General features: G+C 58.4%; 19 protein-coding genes. 6 read left to right on the top strand and 13 right to left on the bottom strand.

What is annotated here, in order from left to right; translation table 11 throughout:
• Window positions 1-162 precede the first annotated feature (162 nt).
• The 4 genes from BMY54_RS25940 to BMY54_RS25925 all read right to left on the bottom strand — a co-directional run bounded on the left by BMY54_RS25940 (window position 163) and on the right by BMY54_RS25925 (window position 4072).
• Complete coding sequence (locus BMY54_RS25940) at window positions 163-780, bottom strand: C40 family peptidase (RefSeq protein ID WP_007919826.1); 618 nt, start codon at window positions 778-780, stop codon at window positions 163-165.
• Between the two features lie 214 nt (window positions 781-994).
• Window positions 995-1699: a DnaA regulatory inactivator Hda gene (gene hda / locus BMY54_RS25935; protein ID WP_007919828.1), complete on the bottom strand. Its 705-nt coding sequence runs from the start codon at window positions 1697-1699 to the stop codon at window positions 995-997.
• Between the two features lie 206 nt (window positions 1700-1905).
• Window positions 1906-2979 carry an AI-2E family transporter gene (locus BMY54_RS25930; protein ID WP_093440003.1) on the bottom strand — a complete coding sequence of 358 codons (1074 nt, stop codon included), beginning with the start codon at window positions 2977-2979 and terminating at the stop codon, window positions 1906-1908.
• A 34-nt stretch (window positions 2980-3013) separates the two neighbouring features.
• Window positions 3014-4072 carry a DUF2066 domain-containing protein gene (locus BMY54_RS25925; RefSeq protein ID WP_093439999.1) on the bottom strand — a complete coding sequence of 353 codons (1059 nt, stop codon included), beginning with the start codon at window positions 4070-4072 and terminating at the stop codon, window positions 3014-3016.
• Between the two features lie 374 nt (window positions 4073-4446).
• Between BMY54_RS25925 and purM the strand changes: the two genes are divergently transcribed.
• From purM to BMY54_RS25910, 3 genes are read left to right on the top strand one after another with little or no spacing between them, the layout of a single operon-like run.
• Window positions 4447-5505 (top strand): phosphoribosylformylglycinamidine cyclo-ligase, encoded by a 1059-nt coding sequence (gene purM, locus BMY54_RS25920; protein ID WP_093439992.1) that lies wholly within the window; start codon window positions 4447-4449, stop codon window positions 5503-5505.
• Window positions 5505-6155 carry a phosphoribosylglycinamide formyltransferase gene (purN, locus tag BMY54_RS25915; protein ID WP_093439988.1) on the top strand — a complete coding sequence of 217 codons (651 nt, stop codon included), beginning with the start codon at window positions 5505-5507 and terminating at the stop codon, window positions 6153-6155. The genes purM and purN overlap by 1 nt, the downstream gene beginning before the upstream one ends.
• Window positions 6156-6163: 8 nt before the next feature.
• On the top strand, window positions 6164-6877 hold the full coding sequence (locus BMY54_RS25910; RefSeq protein ID WP_093439984.1) for a DUF3108 domain-containing protein: 714 nt from the start codon (window positions 6164-6166) through the stop codon (window positions 6875-6877).
• Between the two features lie 274 nt (window positions 6878-7151).
• On the opposite strand, the gene BMY54_RS25905 is transcribed toward BMY54_RS25910, so the two are convergent.
• Window positions 7152-8777: a methyl-accepting chemotaxis protein gene (locus BMY54_RS25905; protein WP_093439980.1), complete on the bottom strand. Its 1626-nt coding sequence runs from the start codon at window positions 8775-8777 to the stop codon at window positions 7152-7154.
• A gap of 130 nt (window positions 8778-8907) precedes the next feature.
• Entirely contained in the window at window positions 8908-9963 is a 1056-nt protein-coding gene (locus BMY54_RS25900) for an amidohydrolase family protein (RefSeq protein WP_093439974.1), read from the bottom strand.
• 128 nt (window positions 9964-10091) lie between these two features.
• Between BMY54_RS25900 and BMY54_RS25895 the strand changes: the two genes are divergently transcribed.
• The gene (locus tag BMY54_RS25895) at window positions 10092-10508 is read left to right on the top strand and encodes an OsmC family protein (RefSeq protein WP_093439968.1); all 417 of its coding nucleotides are present in this window, start codon (window positions 10092-10094) and stop codon (window positions 10506-10508) included.
• Window positions 10509-10569: 61 nt separating this feature from the next.
• Window positions 10570-11436, top strand: a complete 867-nt coding sequence (locus BMY54_RS25890; protein ID WP_093439953.1) for a pirin family protein — start codon at window positions 10570-10572, stop codon at window positions 11434-11436.
• A gap of 228 nt (window positions 11437-11664) precedes the next feature.
• Here BMY54_RS25890 and BMY54_RS25885 read toward each other — a convergent pair whose 3' ends face one another.
• The 4 genes from BMY54_RS25885 to BMY54_RS25870 form a co-directional block, all read right to left on the bottom strand.
• The gene (locus tag BMY54_RS25885) at window positions 11665-12393 is read right to left on the bottom strand and encodes a dienelactone hydrolase family protein (RefSeq protein ID WP_093439949.1); all 729 of its coding nucleotides are present in this window, start codon (window positions 12391-12393) and stop codon (window positions 11665-11667) included.
• 68 nt (window positions 12394-12461) lie between these two features.
• On the bottom strand, window positions 12462-14369 hold the full coding sequence (htpG, locus tag BMY54_RS25880; protein ID WP_093440165.1) for a molecular chaperone HtpG: 1908 nt from the start codon (window positions 14367-14369) through the stop codon (window positions 12462-12464).
• Between the two features lie 82 nt (window positions 14370-14451).
• A complete protein-coding gene (locus tag BMY54_RS25875) occupies window positions 14452-14904 on the bottom strand; it encodes a PaaI family thioesterase (protein WP_093439944.1) in 453 nt (150 codons plus the stop codon).
• Complete coding sequence (locus tag BMY54_RS25870; protein WP_093439939.1) at window positions 14901-15377, bottom strand: PaaI family thioesterase; 477 nt, start codon at window positions 15375-15377, stop codon at window positions 14901-14903. The genes BMY54_RS25875 and BMY54_RS25870 overlap by 4 nt, the downstream gene beginning before the upstream one ends.
• A gap of 158 nt (window positions 15378-15535) precedes the next feature.
• Between BMY54_RS25870 and BMY54_RS25865 the strand changes: the two genes are divergently transcribed.
• Entirely contained in the window at window positions 15536-15772 is a 237-nt protein-coding gene (locus BMY54_RS25865; RefSeq protein WP_007919867.1) for a hypothetical protein, read from the top strand.
• A gap of 78 nt (window positions 15773-15850) precedes the next feature.
• Here the strand turns inward: BMY54_RS25865 and BMY54_RS25860 are convergent, their stop codons facing one another.
• From BMY54_RS25860 to brnQ, 3 genes are all read right to left on the bottom strand, one after another.
• Window positions 15851-16252, bottom strand: coding sequence for an MAPEG family protein (locus BMY54_RS25860; protein WP_093439935.1), 402 nt, complete (start codon window positions 16250-16252; stop codon window positions 15851-15853).
• The gene (locus BMY54_RS25855; protein ID WP_093439931.1) at window positions 16252-16989 is read right to left on the bottom strand and encodes a DUF599 domain-containing protein; all 738 of its coding nucleotides are present in this window, start codon (window positions 16987-16989) and stop codon (window positions 16252-16254) included. The genes BMY54_RS25860 and BMY54_RS25855 overlap by 1 nt, the downstream gene beginning before the upstream one ends.
• A gap of 195 nt (window positions 16990-17184) precedes the next feature.
• Complete coding sequence (gene brnQ, locus BMY54_RS25850; RefSeq protein WP_093439927.1) at window positions 17185-18498, bottom strand: branched-chain amino acid transport system II carrier protein; 1314 nt, start codon at window positions 18496-18498, stop codon at window positions 17185-17187.
• Window positions 18499-18650 lie beyond the last annotated feature (152 nt).

Raw genomic sequence — 18650 nt, 5'->3', positions numbered from 1 at the left:
CGCCTGCGTGAGCACGCAGGCGGTTTGCCATCAATATAGATACAGGATTCTAGCGGCTACGCGGCAAACTTCAAGTAAGACTTTAACTTCACCTTGTAAAGTCTACGTCTACTCCGTTACCGGAAGCCTGATTGTCGCCGCGAACGCAGCGACAACAGGGGATTACTTGCGAGCAGTGACTACAGTCGGAGCGTTGGCCAGAGCGCGTTTCGCTTCGATGAAGGTCTTGCTCCAGTAGCTGTCACCCAGGCTGTCGATGCGAACACCGCCGCTGCGACGACTGCTGGAGTGGATGAACTGGTTGTCACCGAGGTAGATCCCGGCGTGACTGACACGACCGCGACGACCGTTGGTGGCGAAGAACAGCAGATCGCCCGGCTCAAGGTTGCTGCGCGAGACCAGCGGCGCATCGACGTTGATCATTTCGCGGGTCGAGCGCGGCAGGTTCATGCCAGCTTCTTCGCGGAACAGATAGCCGATGAAACCGCTGCAATCGAAACCGGCTTCAGAGGTACCACCAAAACGGTAACGGGTACCGATCAGGGACATGCCGCGTTCAAGGATGCTGTCGGCCAGAACAGGAAGCTGATAAGGCTTCTTGCCATTGAATTCGTTGAGCTCTTTTTCGGTGTCCAGCTCTTCCTGGTAAATAACGGAAGACTGAGCCGTGGCAGAATTTTTAACCTGTTGAGGCTGCTCTTGAACTGGAGAATGAGCAGCGCAACCGTACAACAGGGTGACGAGTGCGAGAGGCACGAGGGGTGCGAAGCGCTTTAGCATGGGCACGACCGTGGCTGATAGTTGTAAAGAAGCCGAGACTATGCCCGCTATCAGCCTCATTTGCAAATTCAATCGATCTTTTTGTGACTTCCCGGTTTCTCGTTTACATCTAAGCGCTTAAGCCCATTTGAACCGATACGCGGCCTGCGCACCTCGCAGGAAAGCGGATTTTCTGGCGCCTGAAATATGCCGAAACACGCTGAAAGCCGCGCCGTTACCAGCCTAGCGTTTCTTTCAGGAAGGGAATGGTCAGCTTGCGTTGAGCCTGCAACGAGGCCTGATCGAGCTGTTCAAGCAAGTCAAACAGCGCACTCATGCTGCGAGTGCCGCGAGTCAAAATAAAATGCCCGACTTCGTCAGTCAGGTGCAGACCGCGACGCGACGCGCGCAATTGCAAGGCGCGCAATTTGTCTTCATCGGAGAGCGGGCGCATCTGGAAAATCAGCGCCAGCGTCAGGCGGGATTTCAAGTCAGCCAGTTTGACCGGCAATTCACGCGGAGAGGTGGAGGCGGCAATCAGCAAGCGCCGACCGCTGTCACGCAGACGATTGAACAGATGAAACATCGCCTCTTCCCAGTCAGCCTTGCCGGCAATCACCTGCAAGTCGTCTAGGCAGACCAGTTCGTACTGTTCGAGGTTGTCGAGGATTTCAACGCCGCGGTCCATCAACTCGGCCAACGGCAAATACACAGCCGGTTCACCCATCTGCTCGAAGCGCAAGCACGCGGCCTGCAACAGATGCGTCCGCCCTACGCCGTGTTTGCCCCACAGGTAGATCAGGCTTTCTGTCCAGCCGGCGTCGGCTTCGCATAGACGCTCGACATAGCCGAGTGCAGCGGCATTGGCGCCTGGGTAGTAGTTGATGAAGGTGGCGTCGTCACGCAGACGCACACCTAGGGGCAGCTGAATCGGTTTCATGCTGACTGAACAGTTCTCAAGGAACCGTTAGTGGCCTCTGTGTAAAGTTTGCGAAGTTTATACCCGTGAAGCTGAGCGCACAATGCGACAGAGTCCAAGCAAAATCAAAGGTTTGCGTTAACACGCTGGTTTTATGACAGATTCTTTGGCGCCAGCGCCTGCAGGACACGGGCCAACCCGGCTAATCGCCGGGCCGCCCTGCACCGTTACAACTCCGGCTCGTCCACACCGCTATAGATCTCGGAATCCTTGTACAAGTCGTGCACATGACGCACCAGCACCATGATCACCGCCGCCACCGGCAAGGCCAACAACACACCGGTGAAACCGAACAGCTCGCCGCCAGCCAGAATCGCGAAGATCACCGCCACCGGGTGCAGACCAATACGATCACCCACCAGCAACGGGGTCAACACCATGCCCTCAAGCGCCTGACCAACCATGAACACCGCGACGATCCCGACCATCGGGTACAGATCACCACCGAACTGGAACAACCCGGCAATCAGCGCTGCGCCAATGCCGATCACGAAGCCCATGTACGGCACGATCGCCGCCAGCCCCGCGATCAGGCCGATCAACAGCCCCAGTTCCAGACCGACAATCATCAGGCCTGCCGCATAAATCACACCCAGCGCCAGCATCACCAGCAACTGACCACGAACGAACGCGCCCAGCACCTCATGACATTCGCCAGCCAGCGCGACTACACGCTCTTCACGATCACGCGGCAACAGGCTGCGGATCTTGGCCATCATCACGTCCCAGTCGCGCAGCAGGTAGAAACTCACCACCGGGATCAGCACCAGATTGGCCAGCCAGCCGATCAGCGCCAGACTGGAGGCCGTTGCCTGACTCAGCACCACGCCGACAATGTCGGTGGTCTGACCCATGTGCTCGCTGATCGCGGCCTTGACCTTATCGAACTTCCAGAAACCGTCCGACAACCCCAGCTTCGACTGCGCCCACGGCACAGCTGTGTGCTGCAACCAGTCGAGCATCTGCGGTGCCAGTTCGTACAGACGCAGCAACTGCTTGGCGAGCATCGGCACCAGCACCAGCATCAGTGCGGTGACGATCAGCGTGAACAACGCAAACACCGCGATCACGCCCCAGGTTCGCGACAGCCCGAGTTTTTCCAGTCGATCCACCAACGGATCGAACAGATAAGCCAGTAGCAGCGCCACCAGAAACGGCGTGAGGATCGGGTGCAGCAACCACACAAACGCGCAAAGCAGGACTACCCCACCGAGCCAGAACCAACGCCGCGTATCGGCCATGTACCACTCCTGTTGCTTCTATATAAGGAAAGACTTACCAGCGAAACCGCAACGACGGTGCTGCCGGGGTCGGGGCTGGCGCCGCGACAGGTGCTGCACCACCAGCCACTGGCTGTGGCGCCGCCACTGGAACCGGGGCTTCGGCGGGCAACTCCTGCAACTTCGCCAGCGACAACTGCGCGCGCATTTGATCGGCGCTGCCATTGACCCGATAAACGATGCGATCACCATCAACACTTTGCAGACGCACGCCAAACGGCTCGAGTAACCGCAACAGCGCCGCGTAATGTTCAAGATTCATGCCTTGGACTTCCAGGGTCTGCTGACCCGAAGCGCCGGGCTTGGCCACAAATCGTGGCGCCAGACGTTCAGCCACCGCCAGCATCACCGCATCAGCGACAGCGGCCTGATCGGCACCCTGCACACTGCCCGCCTCTTTCTGGTCGCCCAGCCACAAGTGCCACTTGGCCTGCCATTGCCCGCCTTCTTCGCGGGCATGCACCGCCAGCAAGGCGTCAGCGTTGTAGCGCTCGGAGGCGCCGCGCAACGGTGCCGGATCGGTGCCTTCCAGCGCTGGCGCCGTGGCAACCAGTTGCTCGCTCAAGTCCGCCAACGGCAAACGCAATGGCAAGCCGCGATGCTGAGCGGCGGTACGCAACGGCGCGGCAGCGGCCTGACCATCACCGACCAGACTCGAACCTTCAGCCGAATCATTCAGCCACCAGCTCAGAATCGACGGCCGACTGGCGCCCCACAACGACAGGCCGGCCCGACGCAGCGCCTGCTCGGTGGTCGCCGGATCGAAATCGACCTTCAGCACCTCCGGCGGCCCGGCATCGAAACCAAACTGACTGATAATTTGCTGCGGATCCTTGCGAATCGCCGCCAGCCCCGGGTTTTGCGCAGCTTTCGGATCGCCGGTCAGACGCAACACCAACGTGTCGAGCGCCGCCTGCGTGGCGCGATCACGTTCTTCCGGCGCCTGGCCGTTGACCGGCTCACGCACTTGATAAAGGCCTTTGAGATTTTCGGCATGACTCGCCAGGCTGATCAGAGACAAACAACCCACAAACAACAATTTACAAAAACGCATGGAGAATTCCCGTCGACAGGAGCGGCTGGAACAGGCCGCGTGAACCGGTTAAGCAAGGCTGTGACAATCTGCCATCGCAAAACATTCACACGGTAGCGGTAAGTTTTTGCACAGTGATAACGATAGACGGTTAATCGCCACACCTTATACAGGCGTTCATACGGCTCAATTGCAAAAAATTTCCGCTGATATGGCCCTGCCCGTCGGTGCGAGGATGGCCGCTGCCCCTCAAGCCTGATAAAATCGCGCGCCTTCGCAGACCGGCAACAGCCGGGCACCTCGAAACTCGCGTGAGGCCATCGCCACCCTCGATTTCGACGTTCCCGCTGAACTCGGTCGTTACCCCTGAATCCCCTCCCCTAAAGGCCTGGATCATGAGCAAGCAACCCTCCCTGAGCTACAAGGACGCCGGTGTAGACATCGACGCCGGTGAAGCATTGGTCGAACGCATCAAGAGCGTCGCCAAGCGCACTGCGCGCCCGGAAGTCATGGGCGGCCTGGGCGGTTTCGGCGCCCTCTGCGAAATCCCGGCCGGCTACAAGCAGCCAGTTCTGGTTTCCGGCACCGACGGCGTCGGCACCAAGCTGCGTCTGGCGCTGAACCTGAACAAGCACGACAGCATCGGTATCGACCTGGTTGCCATGTGCGTCAACGACCTCGTCGTTTGCGGCGCTGAGCCACTGTTCTTCCTCGACTACTACGCCACCGGCAAATTGAATGTCGACACCGCTGCCCAGGTGGTAACCGGCATCGGCGCTGGCTGCGAACTGTCGGGTTGCTCGCTGGTTGGCGGCGAAACCGCTGAAATGCCAGGCATGTACGAAGGCGAAGACTACGACCTGGCCGGCTTCTGCGTCGGCGTCGTGGAAAAATCGGAAATCATCGACGGCTCGAAAGTCGCCACTGGTGATGCGCTGATCGCTCTGCCATCGTCCGGCCCGCACTCCAACGGCTACTCGCTGATCCGCAAGATCATCGAAGTCTCCGGTGCCGACATCGAAAACATCCAGCTCGACGGCAAACCGCTGACCGACCTGCTGATGGCCCCGACCCGCATCTACGTGAAGCCGCTGCTCAAGCTGATCAAAGACACCGGCGCGGTCAAAGCCATGGCCCACATCACCGGTGGCGGCCTGCTCGACAACATCCCGCGCGTACTGCCAAAAGGCGCTCAGGCGGTGGTTGACGTGGCTAGCTGGACTCGCCCTGCCGTGTTCGACTGGCTGCAGGAAAAAGGCAACGTTGACGAAACCGAGATGCACCGCGTACTGAACTGCGGCGTTGGCATGGTCATCTGCGTGGCTCAAGAGCACATTGAAGTAGCCCTGAAAACCCTGCGTGACGCCGGCGAACAGCCTTGGGTCATCGGTCAGATCGCTGCTGCTGCCGAAGGCGCTGCCCAGGTTGATCTGCAGAACCTTAAGGCTCATTAATGTCCGCAACCTGTGATGTCGTGGTGCTGTTGTCCGGCACCGGCAGTAACTTGCAGGCTCTGATCGACAGCACGCGGACCGGCGACAGCCCGGTCCGCATCGCTGCAGTGATTTCCAATCGCGCCGATGCCTACGGCCTGCAACGCGCCAGTGCTGCGGGTATCGCCACCCGCGCGCTGGATCACAAGGCATTCGAAGGTCGCGAGGCCTTCGATGCTGCCCTGATCGAACTGATCGACGAATTCAAACCGAAACTTGTGGTGCTGGCCGGCTTCATGCGCATTCTCAGCGCTGATTTCGTTCGCCACTATCAGGGTCGCCTGCTCAACATCCACCCGTCGCTGCTGCCCAAATACAAAGGGTTACACACTCATCAGCGCGCGCTGGAGGCCGGTGACACTGAGCACGGCTGCTCCGTGCACTTCGTCACCGAGGAACTCGATGGCGGACCACTGGTCGTACAGGCAGTATTACCGGTAGAGTTGCACGACACGCCGCAGAGTCTGGCGCAGCGAGTCCACGTTCAGGAACACCTGATTTATCCGATGGCAGTGCGCTGGTTTGCAGAAGGCAGACTGGCACTCGGTGAACACGGTGCTTTACTGGACGGGCAGTTACTCGCGGCCAGCGGCCACTTGATTCGAAACTAGGAGATTTTATGCGTCGCGCCCTGCTCTTCGCTTGCGCTCTGCTCGCCCTGCCCTTCGCGCAGGCAGCGGACCTTCAACCGTTCTCCGCCAGCTACACCGCCGACTGGAAGCAGCTGCCCATGAGCGGCACCGCCGAGCGCAGTCTGGTCAAGGAAGCCAACGGCGTCTGGAAGCTCAGCTTCAAGGCTTCGATGATGATTGCCAGCCTGACCGAAGAAAGCACCCTGACCCTGGACAAGGACACCCTGCTACCGCAGTCCTACCACTTTGAACGTGGCGGTCTGGGAAAAGCGAAAAAGGCTGATCTGGATTTCGACTGGAACAGCAAAATGGTCACCGGTACCGACCGTGGCGACGCGGTGAAGATTCCACTGAATCGCGGCATGGTCGACAAGTCCACTTACCAGTTGGCACTGCAACATGACGTTGCTGCCGGCAAGAAGACCATGAGCTATCAAGTGGTCGATGACGGTGAAGTCGATACCTATGACTTCCGCGTTCTGGGCTCGGAGAAAGTCGAGACCAAGGCTGGCAAGATCGATGCGATCAAGGTCGAGCGTGTGCGCGACCCGACACAAAGCAAGCGCACCACCGTCCTCTGGTTCGCCAAGGATTGGGATTACCTGCTGGTTCGCCTGCAACAGGTTGAAACCGACGGCAAGGAGTACAACATCATGCTCCAGGACGGCACCGTCAACGGCAAAGCCGTTAAAGGCAGCTGATCTGCCGCAAGAACAAAAAGCCCCGCGAAATGCGGGGCTTTTTTTTGCCTGCGTTCAACCCTATTTTTTGTATCACCTTCGCCCCTCACCCCAGCCCTCTCCCGGGGGAGAGGGAGCCGACCGAGATGTCTGGCGCCATACATCGACCTGAAAGACCGAGTCGATTATGGACTCACCAAAGCAAGATCAGGTCGGTGCAACTCGCCAATCTCCCACGGTCAGTCCCCTCTCCCCCTGGGAGCGGGCTAGGGTGAGGGGCTTTTGAAGGCAAACCTCAAACCGAAAACTTCGCCACCATGCTGTTCAAATCCACCGCCAACCGCGACAGCTCCTGACTCGCCGCACTGGTCTGATTGGCCCCAGCCGATGTCTGCATCGCCAGATCACGAATATTCATCAGATTACGATCCACCTCCCGCGCCACCGCCGCTTGCTCCTCCGAAGCACTGGCGATCACCAGATTGCGCTCGTTGATCAGCGTGAATGCCGAGGCGATCTCTTCAAGTGCAGTCCCGGCAGCCTTGGCCAGCTCCAACGTCGAACGCGCACGTACATTGCTTTGCTGCATTGAACTGACCGCCGAATCGGTACCCTGCTGAATCCCGCCAATCATCTGCTCAATCTCTTGCGTCGACTGCTGGGTGCGATGCGCCAAGGCCCGCACCTCGTCCGCCACCACAGCAAACCCACGCCCGGCATCACCGGCCCGCGCCGCCTCGATCGCAGCGTTCAGCGCCAGCAAATTGGTCTGCTCGGCAATCGAACGGATCACGTCCAGCACTTTGCTGATGCTATAGACCTTCTGCGCCAGATCTTCTACTTGGCTGGCATTGGCCGTCACATCATCGGCAAGCGATTCGATGGACAACACCGTTTGATGCACCTGTTCACGACCATGCTGGGCAATACGATCGGATTCCCGCGACGCTTCTGACGTTGCCACGGCATTGCTGGCAACCTCCTCCACTGCAGCAGTCATCTGATTGACCGCCGTGGCCGCCTGTTCAATTTCCAGGCTCTGCTGGTGCAAACCGCGCGTAGCGTCTTCCGTGACGCAACTCAGCTCCTCTGACGCCGAGGCCAATTGGCTGGAGGACTCCGAGATCTGCCGAATCGTCTCGCGCAAGTTGTGCTGCATGCTCTTGAGCGCCTGCAACAGCCGCGCCGGCTCGTCCTTGCCGCTGATGTTGATGTCGCCGGTCAGATCGCCACGCGCCACCACCTCGGCCACGCCCAACGACTGCGCCAGCGGCAACACGATGCTGCGGGTCAGCAACAGGGCCAGGCCGATGGTGATCAGCGCGGTCACGCCAATCATCACCCCGACCCACACCCGCGAATTCATAAACACCAACCGCGCAGCTTCAGTGGCGAGATTGGCATTGTGTTTATTCAGCTCAACCAGTTCGCGCAAAAGCACTGCGATTTCGTCGGCCAAAGGACTCATCTGACCGTTGAGAATGGTCGCAGCCTCCGCGACCCGATTCTGCGCCGACAACTGCATGACCTGTGCCTGAAACTCCAGATACTGGTGCTCGGCAACCTTGAAGCGATCGAACAGCTTGCGCTCCTCGGGCAACACGATCAGCACGTCATATCGTTGCTGGGCTTCACTGAGCACACCGCGCAATTCATTGAGTTTGGCAACGTTCTGTTCGAGCGCCTGCGGATCACGATTGAGCAACAGACGCATGGTCAACGCTCGCAGGCGCAGCATGTCCTGACTCATCTCGCCGACCGCCATCACGCTCGGCAACCAATTGTTATCGACCTCGTCGGACTGCGCGCGCATGTTCGACATTTGCAGCAAAGCGAACGCGCCAAGAACAAACACCATCAGCGCCAACAAGCCAAAACCGAGGCCGGCGCGCGGGGCAATATTGAGACTACGGATACTCATTGCTCTGGTTCCTTCCAAAAGCGCTGCATCAACCCTGCAGCTGGTTGCTTTAGAAGGTATCGGCCCGGCGAAAATTTGCGTAAGACGAAAAGGCGATATCAAAAGGCCTTGATCCTTCGAACCGTTGGCATTAACGATTCAGCGTGCTTTTGCCGGACTTGAGCACCGTTCGCGGCAAGATTGCCAGGAAGTTATCCCGAGCGACTTTTTGCGCAACGTCTTCCGGCAGCGCATCAAGGAACGGTTTGAAACTGCGCATTTCTTCACCGAGCTTATTGAAACGCCCGACCACGTCAGAGCCGAGCATGAAGCGTTCCGGGTATTTCTCGACCAGCGCCAGCCACTCCGCGCGCGGCGTGCCCTGTTCGTCCAGCAGGTACGGCGTGAGCATGCTCCAGGACAAGTCGATAAACAGGTTGGGATACGCCTCGAGCATGCGCGTCAGCGTGGGCAGCAAGAACTTCAGTTGTGTCTGATGCCGATGAATTTCGGCACTCGTGCCGGCGTGCGCCCAAATGAATCGCGTGTGCGGGTGATTACGCAGCGGCTCTTCGATTTCCTTCAGGTACAGCGGATTTTTCTCACGCTTGGAAGTGATATTGGAATGCAGCATCACCGGCAGATCGTTCTCGGCGGCCAGATGATAGATCTTGGTCATCGCTTCATTGTTGGCCCGCGGCGTGTCGCCGGAGGTCAGCGCCGTGAGATCGTCATGCCGGGTAAACACTTCGCCGATGCCCTGCCAAAGCCCTGGGTAAAGGTCGAGCATGCGCTGGATATGTGCGGCGGAGTTCTTGTCGTTGGGGTTGAAGCCGGACAGGAACGGATGAAAGTACGGGCGCTGCTCGGCACTGAGTTTTTGCACGGCATCAGCAACGATCACATCGGTTGCGCTGTACCAGTAGGCGTCAGCGTCGTCACCCGCGTAATAGCGCGGACGCTTGGGTTCGTCTTCGTGCCATTTCTTCGCCACCGGAATACCGGAAATCATCACATGCTCGATGGAATTGTCCTGCATGGCTGTCAGCAATTTCGCCATGCCCGCGCTTTCCTGGAAAAAATCCACGTAATGCAGGTGCGCATCGCTGTAGGTGTAATCGCGGGCGCTGGCGCTGCCGGCAACCAGAAGAAGACAGGCAAGACTCAGACGATACAGGGACACAAGTAATCTCCGGGAAGTAGGCATAGCCTAGACCCCGCCCTGACGACAAGGGTTCATCCCACAGGAAAGTGGAACGCGTACCGGTGGGAATGCTCTATAACTGCAAGGTCTTTTTTGATCGAACGACTTTTCCTACTGCCAGTGAGGTTCCCATGACCGTTACCGTCAATACCGTCTCCGCTGAAGGTTTTCGTCACACCGTACAGATTGATGACCACGAACTGTTTGCCGACGTGCCGAAATCCGCCGGCGGCGAAGGCACGGCGCCTGAGCCGCACGACTACTTCGATGCCGCCCTCGGCGCCTGCAAAGCGCTGACCCTGAAGATGTACGCGAAGAAGAAAGACATTCCGCTGACCGGCGTCGGGGTCGACGTCAAACGCGATAACAGCGAAGAACAAAAAGGCAAATACGTGCTGCACGTCACCCTCACCCTCAAAGGTGTACTCACCGATGCCCAGCGTGAGGAACTGCTGCGGGTTGCCGACCGTTGCCCGATTCACAAACTGATGACCACCAGCGACGTGACGATCGAAACCCACGCCCCGCAAGGCTTCGATAGCCAGTAACCCTCCTGATGCCAGCGGCGGGTTATGCTTCTGGCATCACCCGCTCAGTCTGGAATGCACCATGGACACGCAACCTCTGATCATCCGCCCGCGCGCCGAAGACGTCGAAGGCCAGCCGATTCTGCGTCCGCTGCCGTCAGCCAAATGCCGCAGTGTCGGGCCATTCGTGTTTTTTGATCACATGCTCGAGACGGTTTATCCGGCGGGCAAAGGCATGAACATCCGACAGCACCCGCACATCGGTCTGTCGACGCTTACGTATCTGTTCGAAGGTCAGATCCAGCACAAGGACAGCCTTGGCTCCGATCAGGTGGTCGGCGCTGGCGATGTCAGCTGGATGACCGCTGGCAGCGCGATTGCTCACGTTGAACGCACGCCTGAGCCGTTGTGGGAGCAGAGCTTCACGATGCACGGTTTGCAAATCTGGCTGGCCTCGCCCAAGGAGCACGAGCAAGGTCCCGGGCATTACAGCCATCACCCGGCGGCGACCTTGCCGGTCAGCGACAACCTGGGTGTACAGATCCGCATGATTGCCGGGTCAGGCTTTTGCCTGGAATCGCCGGTGCCGGTGCTTTCTCCTACGTTGTATGCGGAAGTGCAGATGCGAACGGCGACCACTTTGCTGATTCCGACCGAGCATCAAGAGCGGGCGGTTTATGTGTTGAGTGGCGATGCGCAACTGAACGGTGAAGCGCTTGAACCGCATGCGCTGGCGGTATTGCCGGCCGGGGAAGAGATAAGTCTGTTTGCCGAAAGTGATGTGCACGCGGTGGTTTTTGGCGGCGCGCCGTTGGATGGGCCTCGGCGGATCAACTGGAATTTTGTCGCGAGCGATCCGGCGGCGATCGATGAGGCGCGGCGCAAATGGGCGGCTGGGGATTGGCCGACGGTGCCGGGGGAAGTTGAGCGGATCGAGTTACCGCGCTGAAAAGCACCCTCACCCCAGCCCTCCCGAAACGTCGGACCGCCCGTAGGGAGAGGGAGCCGACCGAGGTGTCTTGCGTCATACATCGACCTGAAAAATCTTGGCGATTATGGATTCACCAAGACACTTTCAGGTCGGCGCAGTACTTCAGCATCCCCAATCAGTCCCCTCTCCCTCTGGGAGAGGGTTAGGCGGGCGGCGTTCCGATGAGGGGCTTTTGATTGTCAGGCTTCAGCCCTTGAACACTTCATCCAGCAAATCATGCATCGACTTGAACGCGCGCTTCGCGGTCTTCGCGTCGTACATCATCTTGCCCGGCACATTCGCATGCGGATCAGTAAACGAGTGCACCGCACCGCCATAGCTCAGCAACTGCCAATCGACTTTCGCCGCGTTCATTTCATCCTCAAACGCCGGCAATTGCTCTTTCGGCACCAACGGGTCTGCAGCACCGTGCAGCACCAGCACCGAACCTTTAATGTTCTGCGCGTCGCCCGGATTCGGTGAATCCAGCGTGCCGTGGAACGACACCGCAGCCTTCACCGGCGCACCGGTGCGCGCAAGATCCAGCGCACAGCAACCGCCGAAGCAGAAACCGAACACCGCCAGCTTCGAAGTATCCACCGCCGCTTCGCCCTGCTTCTGCAACTGCTCGAACGCCGCTTGCATACGCTTGCGCAGCAGCGCGCGATCATCCTTCAGCGGCATCATCGCCGCGCCGGCCTGATCAGCATTCTGCGGACGCACAGCCTGACCGTAAACGTCAGCGATCAACACCACGTAGCCCTTGGCCGCCACCGATTTGGCGATCTCTTCGGCACCGGCGCTGACGCCCATCCAGTTCGGCGCCATCAACAAACCCGGCCGCGCGCCTTTGTGCTCGGCGTCGAACGCCAGACGACCTTCATAAGGCTGGCCGTCGATCTGGTAGACCACGGAACGTACAGTGACTTCGCTCATTTCTGACTCCTGATTTGCTAAACACCAGAATGAAAAAACCCGCCGAAGCGGGTTTTTCTACGACTTGGTTAAACCGACAGTTCAACCAGCAGCTTGTTCAGGCGGCGCACATAAGCGGCCGGATCTTTCAAGCTGTCGCCGGCAGCCAGGGCTGCCTGATCGAAGAGGATGTGCGACAGGTCGCCGAACCGCTCTTCGCTCTGCTCGCCATCGAGTTTCTCGATCAGCGGGTGGCTTGGGTTGAATTCGAAGATTGGCTTCGAATCCGGCACTTTTTGCCCGCTGGCTTCGAGGATCTGGCGCATTTGCAGACCCAGATCCTGCTCGCCGATGGCCAGAATGGCCGGCGAGTCGGTCAGACGATGCGATACGCGGACTTCAGCCACGGAATCGCCCAGCGCGGTTTTCAGACGCTCAACCAGACCTTCTTTGGACTTGGCGACTTCTTCTGCAGCTTTCTTGTCCTCTTCCGAGTCCAGATTGCCCAGATCGAGGTCACCGCGCGCCACGTCGACAAAAGTCTTGCCGTCGAACTCGCTGAGGTAGCTCATCAGCCACTCGTCGATGCGGTCGGTCAGCAGCAGCACTTCGATGCCTTTCTTGCGGAAGACTTCCAGGTGCGGGCTATTTTTGACCTGCGCGTAGGTTTCGCCGGTGAGGTAGTAGATCTTGTCCTGACCTTCCTTGGCACGTGCCAGGTAGTCGGCCAGACCGACGATCTGCTCGCCGTCGTCGCCATTGGTCGATGCGAAACGCAGCAGGCCGGCAATTTTCTCTTTGTTGGCGAAGTCTTCAGCCGGGCCTTCTTTCATGACCTGACCGAAGTTCTTCCAGAAGCCTTTGTATTGCTCAGGCTCGTTTTTCGCCAGTTTTTCCAGCATGTCGAGCACACGCTTGGTCAGCGCGGTCTTCATCGAATCGATGATCGGGTCTTTCTGCAGGATCTCGCGCGACACGTTCAGCGACAGGTCGTTGGAATCGACCACGCCTTTGATGAAGCGCAGGTACAGCGGCAGGAACGACTCGGCCTGATCCATCACGAACACGCGCTGCACGTACAGCTTCAGACCTTTCGGCGCTTCACGCTGGTACAGGTCGAACGGTGCGCGGGCCGGCACGTACAGCAGCGAGCTGTATTCGAGCTTGCCTTCGACTTTGTTGTGGCTCCAGGCCAGCGGGTTTTCAAAGTCGTGAGCGATGTGCTTGTAGAACTCCTGGTATTCCTCGTCCTTCACTTCAGTGCGCGGACGGGTCCACAGGGCGCTGGCGCGGTTGACGGTTTCCCACTCAACGGCCGGAGCCTCTTCGCCTTCGGCAGCAGCAGCAGCTTCTTTCGGCAGCTCGATCGGCAAAGCGATGTGGTCGGAGTACTTCTTGATGATGTTGCGCAGACGCCAGCCATCAGCAAACTCGTCTTCTGCAGCTTTCAGGTGCAGGACGATGCGGGTGCCGCGCTCCGGTTTGTCGATGGTGGCGACTTCGAACTCGCCCTCACCTTTCGACGACCAGTGCACGCCTTCGCTGGCCGGGGTGCCGGCGCGACGGGAGTACACGTCAACCTGGTCGGCAACGATGAAGGCGGAGTAAAAGCCGACACCGAACTGGCCGATCAGATGCGAATCTTTCTTCTGATCGCCCGAGAGGTTCTTCATGAAATCAGCGGTGCCGGATTTGGCGATGGTCCCCAGGTGGGTGATCACATCGTCACGGTTCATGCCGATACCGTTGTCTTCGAGGGTGACGGTCTTGGCGTCCTTGTCGAAGCTCACACGGATTTTCAGATCAGCGCCACCTTCGAGCAACTCTGGCTTGGCCAGGGCTTCGAAGCGCAGCTTGTCGACAGCGTCAGAGGCGTTCGAGATCAATTCGCGAAGGAAAATTTCCTTGTTGGAATACAGCGAATGGATCATGAGGTGCAGCAGCTGCTTTACCTCGGTCTGGAAGCCCAGGGTTTCCTTTTGAGTTTCCACACTCATGGTCATCAAACTCCAATCAGATGGCAGTGGCCGCGACCCGAAATGGTCGGCGGCGGGTTGTCTTGTGAGTTTGGGGCGCTGTTCAGGATTTCAAGGGCTCCTCGATTTTGAAGTGCGCACGCGCGGTGGCAATCGGTTCGCTTTCAGTGCTTTGCCAGGCTGTGATCGCAACGTTGGCGACGCGCCGGCCCTGACGGCAGACCTGACATTTGGCCCAGGTATCACGGAACTGCCCGGCGCGCAGGTAATCGAGGGAGAAGTCGATAATCTTCGGCACGCCAGGCGCACCAGTGAAAATCAACAGATGCAGGGCGGCGGCCAGCTCCATGAATCCGGCAATCACCCCGCCGTGGATCGCCGGCAATAAAGGGTTACCAATGTTGTCCTTGTTCGCCGGCAGCTTGAACAACAGTTCATCGCCGACTCGCGAACACTCGATACCGATCAGCCCAGCGTATGGGATCAGCTCCAGCAACGGCGCGTAATCACCCTCTGCATGGGCCTGCTGCAATTGTTTCTTGAGGTCGTCGATCATTGATTTTCTCCCTTGATCGCGCCGCCGAAACCTTTGGTGCCTTTAAGGCCCTTGCCCATGCGCATGAAGGTGCCAACCACATGGGCGATGGGCTGTTCGGGATCATCCTGATAAGCGAAGCCTCGGGCGAATATCACATCGGTGGTCACTCGGTAGCACTGGGCAAAGCCATACACATCCTTGTTCGGCTCGGCGGCGTGCATGTAATCGATGCGCAGATCAAGGGTCGGACACACCTCGAACTCCGGCAACACGCACAGGGTCGACATCCCGCAAGCGGTGTCCATCAATGAAGTAATCGCCCCGCCGTGAATGACTCCGGTCCGGGGATTGCCGACGATTTTTTCGCTGTACGGCAAGATCACCGTAAGCCCTTCGGCCGAGGCGCTGTGCACCTGCAAACCGAGTACCTGACAGTGGCGCAGCGCGGAGAGAAATCGCGTCGCACGCTCAAAAACGGGATTTTCGGCCATATGATAATTACTCTCGTTAGAGCCTTTTGCCAGTAGTGTGCAAAACAGCAAAAGTTCCGTGTAAAAACAAACTTATATATCTGAAAGAAATGAGGAACTTAACCTGTAGCGCCGAGTTCTTAAGGCCAGTAGTTATTTTCCATAAGGAGAAACACCCCATGCGTAAGACTTTTGCTATTGCCTTGATGTTGACCGCTTCCCTCGGTCTCGCTGCCTGCGATAAAAAATCCGAGGACAAAGCTCAAGATGCCAACCAACATGCTGAACAAGCTCAGCAGGACATGAACAAAGCTCAGGATAAAGTGAACGACGCTGCGAAAGAAAACGCCGAAGCTGCCAAAGCTCAGGCTGAATCGAACGCTGCTGCACAAGAAGAAGCTGCCAAGAAGCAATAATTCGCTTTTTGCTGCAGAAAAAAGAAAACCCGCCAAGTGCGGGTTTTCTTTTGTCTGGGAATTAACGCCAGAGCCGCCTTAGAGCAAGACAGTTCTAAAAGTCGGACTAATCATTAGCAACAGCGAACACAATACGCCAACTATCCAGGCCAGACTGCGCAGCTTGGGAAGATCGGCCAGGTAGAACCACAAGTAGAAGAGTCGCGCGATCACGAAGACTATCGCTAATGTGTCGATCAACCATCCTGCCGTTTGCGTGGTGTGCGCCATCAACACACCGACTGCGAACAACATGAACGCTTCGATGCTGTTCTGATGCGCCGCCAGCGCCCTCGCGCCGTAACCGGTCAGTTGCGCCTGTTGCTGACGCGGCAGGTGATTGTTGTAACCACCCTGCTCTTTCATCGCTTTGCCTACCGGCATACGCGCGATATAGATCAACAGCGCACTGATAAACACACACCAGAACGGAATACTCATCAAGCGACCTCTCTGTTTGTTTCGGGAAGGGGGGCTTCTGTAGGGGTATAGACCATGACATCGAGAACGTCGGAATGAAACTCCCGGCGATACAGAACCACCACGACGCCGGCACTCATCAGCATGAACAGCCATGGACTGACAAACCAGGCCAGCATGCTCATGCCGAAGTAGTAGGAACGCAAGCCGAAGTTGAACTGGTTGGCAGCCATCGAAATCACTCGCGCCGCCCGTAAGGCGAAGGCTTTACGCTCCTGCTCCGACACCTGCCGCTCGCCAATCATCGGCGCCGACCCCACCAGAACGGCGGCAAAGTTGTACTGGCGCATACACCAGCTAAAGGTGAAAAAGGCGTAAACGAACACCATCGCCAGACACAGCAACTTGATCTCCGACATGCCCTGCGACGCCTGTTGCACCATCGGGATGTCCGCCAGCAACGAAACCGCCCGCTCTGACGCGCCAAGCACGGTGAGAATGCCGGCGAGAATAATCAATGTGCTTGAGGCGAAAAACGAGGCGTTGCGTTCAAGATTGCCAATCACGCTGGCGTCGGCGATGCGGTTGTCACGCAGCAACATACGGCGCATCCAGTCCTCGCGGTACAGGTGCAGCACACTGGCCAGGCATGCTGTGTCGCGGGCCTTCCAAGTGGCATAACGGGTATAGCCACCCCAGCAGATGACAAACCAGACGGCCGCGAGCAGGTGGATCAGGTTGGCTTGAATGAACGACATGCAATTCCCTGTGAAGTATGGATGCTACCTGTGGGAGCGAGGCTGCTCGCTCCCACGTTAGGACTTCGGCAACCCTTCGACGTTAGCCTAGGGAAAAAGACACTGCCTGAGGCGCATAAAAAATGCCCCGTATCGATTGATACGGGGCATTTCTGTTTAAGCGTTGAAGACCCGCTTATGGCGGGTCAGGCAACGTCAGGCAACCGCTTCGCTGCGCTTGCCCAGCATGCGATCGCAAACCACTGCGACCACCAGGGTCATCACACAGGGCACCAGCCATGCCAAACCCTGCTCGCTCAGCGGCAGGTGGGACAACTGCGATGGCATCCAGTCGGCCAGACCGGCGCCTTTCAGCGCGTCGATGGTGCCGAACACGAACGATACCAACATCACCGGACCAAGAATCCGGCCGTGCTCATGCCAGAAGTCTTTGCAGAAGCTCAGCGCCACCAGCACGATGCACGGCGGATAGATTGCGGTCAGCACCGGAATCGAGAACGCAATCAGCTTGGTCAGGCCCAGGTTGGACACCAGCAGCGAGAACGCCGCCAGAATGATCACCAGGGTCTTGTAGGACAGTGGCAGCACACGGCTGAAGTACTCAGCGCAAGCACAGGTCAGGCCGACCGCTGTCACCAGGCACGCCAGCGAGATCAGCACCGCGAGGAAACCGCTGCCCAGCGAACCGAAGGTGTGTTGCACATAGGCGTGCAATACCGCGGCGCCGTTGGTCGCGCCCACCGCCACTTCGTGGCTGCCGGAACCGAGGCGGAACAGGCTGACATACACCAGCGCCAGACCGACACCGGCAATCAGCCCGGCGATGATCGCGTAACGGGTGATCAGCGCGGGCGACTCGACGCCACGGGAGCGGATCGCGTTAACGATGACGATGCCGAACACCAGCGCCCCCAGGGTATCCATGGTCAGGTAACCATTGATGAACCCTTGGGAGAACGGTGCAGCCACGTATTCGGGCGTACCTTGGCCGATGTCACCCGCCGGCAAGGCGAATGCGGCGATACCGAGCACCGCCAGTGCGATGATCTTCAGCGGCGCGAGGAAACGGCCAACCGTGTCCAGCAACCGCCCAGGGTAAAGCGAGATGAAGAACACCAGCAGGAAGTACACCGAGCTGTAGAGGAACAGTGCCAACGGGCTTTCGCCAGTGAGCGGCGCCAGACCGACTTCAAACGATACGGTTGCGGTACGCGGGGTGGCGAACAACGGGCCGACCGCCAGGTAGCACGCCGCCGCCAGAATGCCGCCGGCAATCTTGCCGATCGGGCTGCTCAGCGTATCCATCGCCCCACCGACCTTGGCCAGTGCAACGACGGTGATCACCGGCAGACCCACCGCAGTGATCAGGAAGCCCAGCGCGGCCATCCAGACGTGAGGTCCGGCCTGCAAGCCCACGATCGGCGGGAAGATGATGTTGCCAGCCCCAACGAACAGGGCAAATGTCATAAAGCCAAGTGCCAGGATGTCCTGACCTTTCAAAACTTTCATTAAGGTAATACCACACTACTGAAATCGGAATTTAGAGGGGGATTGCCCTGTGTAATTAGGGAAATGCTGTCGATCCGTATGGGACTGACCCTTAAAGCGCGTTGCATGCCTTGTGGGCGGCAGACGCAAAAATGGCTGCTAGCCTAACGAAT

It is taken from the genome of Pseudomonas sp. ok266, assembly GCF_900110195.1.
Taxonomy (GTDB): domain Bacteria; phylum Pseudomonadota; class Gammaproteobacteria; order Pseudomonadales; family Pseudomonadaceae; genus Aquipseudomonas; species Aquipseudomonas neuropathica.
This window is presented reverse-complemented; position numbering and strand designations above follow the sequence as displayed.

What these genes read in the sequence shown, in the direction of transcription:
- BMY54_RS25940 (WP_007919826.1), bottom strand. Translation starts at nt 780, where the DNA reads ATGCTAAAGCGCTTCGCACCCCTCGTGCCTCTCGCACTCGTCACCCTG.
- hda (WP_007919828.1), bottom strand. Translation starts at nt 1,699, where the DNA reads ATGAAACCGATTCAGCTGCCCCTAGGTGTGCGTCTGCGTGACGACGCC.
- BMY54_RS25930 (WP_093440003.1), bottom strand. Translation starts at nt 2,979, where the DNA reads ATGGCCGATACGCGGCGTTGGTTCTGGCTCGGTGGGGTAGTCCTGCTT.
- BMY54_RS25925 (WP_093439999.1), bottom strand. Translation starts at nt 4,072, where the DNA reads ATGCGTTTTTGTAAATTGTTGTTTGTGGGTTGTTTGTCTCTGATCAGC.
- purM (WP_093439992.1), top strand. Translation starts at nt 4,447, where the DNA reads ATGAGCAAGCAACCCTCCCTGAGCTACAAGGACGCCGGTGTAGACATC.
- purN (WP_093439988.1), top strand. Translation starts at nt 5,505, where the DNA reads ATGTCCGCAACCTGTGATGTCGTGGTGCTGTTGTCCGGCACCGGCAGT.
- BMY54_RS25910 (WP_093439984.1), top strand. Translation starts at nt 6,164, where the DNA reads ATGCGTCGCGCCCTGCTCTTCGCTTGCGCTCTGCTCGCCCTGCCCTTC.
- BMY54_RS25905 (WP_093439980.1), bottom strand. Translation starts at nt 8,777, where the DNA reads ATGAGTATCCGTAGTCTCAATATTGCCCCGCGCGCCGGCCTCGGTTTT.
- BMY54_RS25900 (WP_093439974.1), bottom strand. Translation starts at nt 9,963, where the DNA reads ATGCCTACTTCCCGGAGATTACTTGTGTCCCTGTATCGTCTGAGTCTT.
- BMY54_RS25895 (WP_093439968.1), top strand. Translation starts at nt 10,092, where the DNA reads ATGACCGTTACCGTCAATACCGTCTCCGCTGAAGGTTTTCGTCACACC.
- BMY54_RS25890 (WP_093439953.1), top strand. Translation starts at nt 10,570, where the DNA reads ATGGACACGCAACCTCTGATCATCCGCCCGCGCGCCGAAGACGTCGAA.
- BMY54_RS25885 (WP_093439949.1), bottom strand. Translation starts at nt 12,393, where the DNA reads ATGAGCGAAGTCACTGTACGTTCCGTGGTCTACCAGATCGACGGCCAG.
- htpG (WP_093440165.1), bottom strand. Translation starts at nt 14,369, where the DNA reads ATGAGTGTGGAAACTCAAAAGGAAACCCTGGGCTTCCAGACCGAGGTA.
- BMY54_RS25875 (WP_093439944.1), bottom strand. Translation starts at nt 14,904, where the DNA reads ATGATCGACGACCTCAAGAAACAATTGCAGCAGGCCCATGCAGAGGGT.
- BMY54_RS25870 (WP_093439939.1), bottom strand. Translation starts at nt 15,377, where the DNA reads ATGGCCGAAAATCCCGTTTTTGAGCGTGCGACGCGATTTCTCTCCGCG.
- BMY54_RS25865 (WP_007919867.1), top strand. Translation starts at nt 15,536, where the DNA reads ATGCGTAAGACTTTTGCTATTGCCTTGATGTTGACCGCTTCCCTCGGT.
- BMY54_RS25860 (WP_093439935.1), bottom strand. Translation starts at nt 16,252, where the DNA reads ATGAGTATTCCGTTCTGGTGTGTGTTTATCAGTGCGCTGTTGATCTAT.
- BMY54_RS25855 (WP_093439931.1), bottom strand. Translation starts at nt 16,989, where the DNA reads ATGTCGTTCATTCAAGCCAACCTGATCCACCTGCTCGCGGCCGTCTGG.
- brnQ (WP_093439927.1), bottom strand. Translation starts at nt 18,498, where the DNA reads ATGAAAGTTTTGAAAGGTCAGGACATCCTGGCACTTGGCTTTATGACA.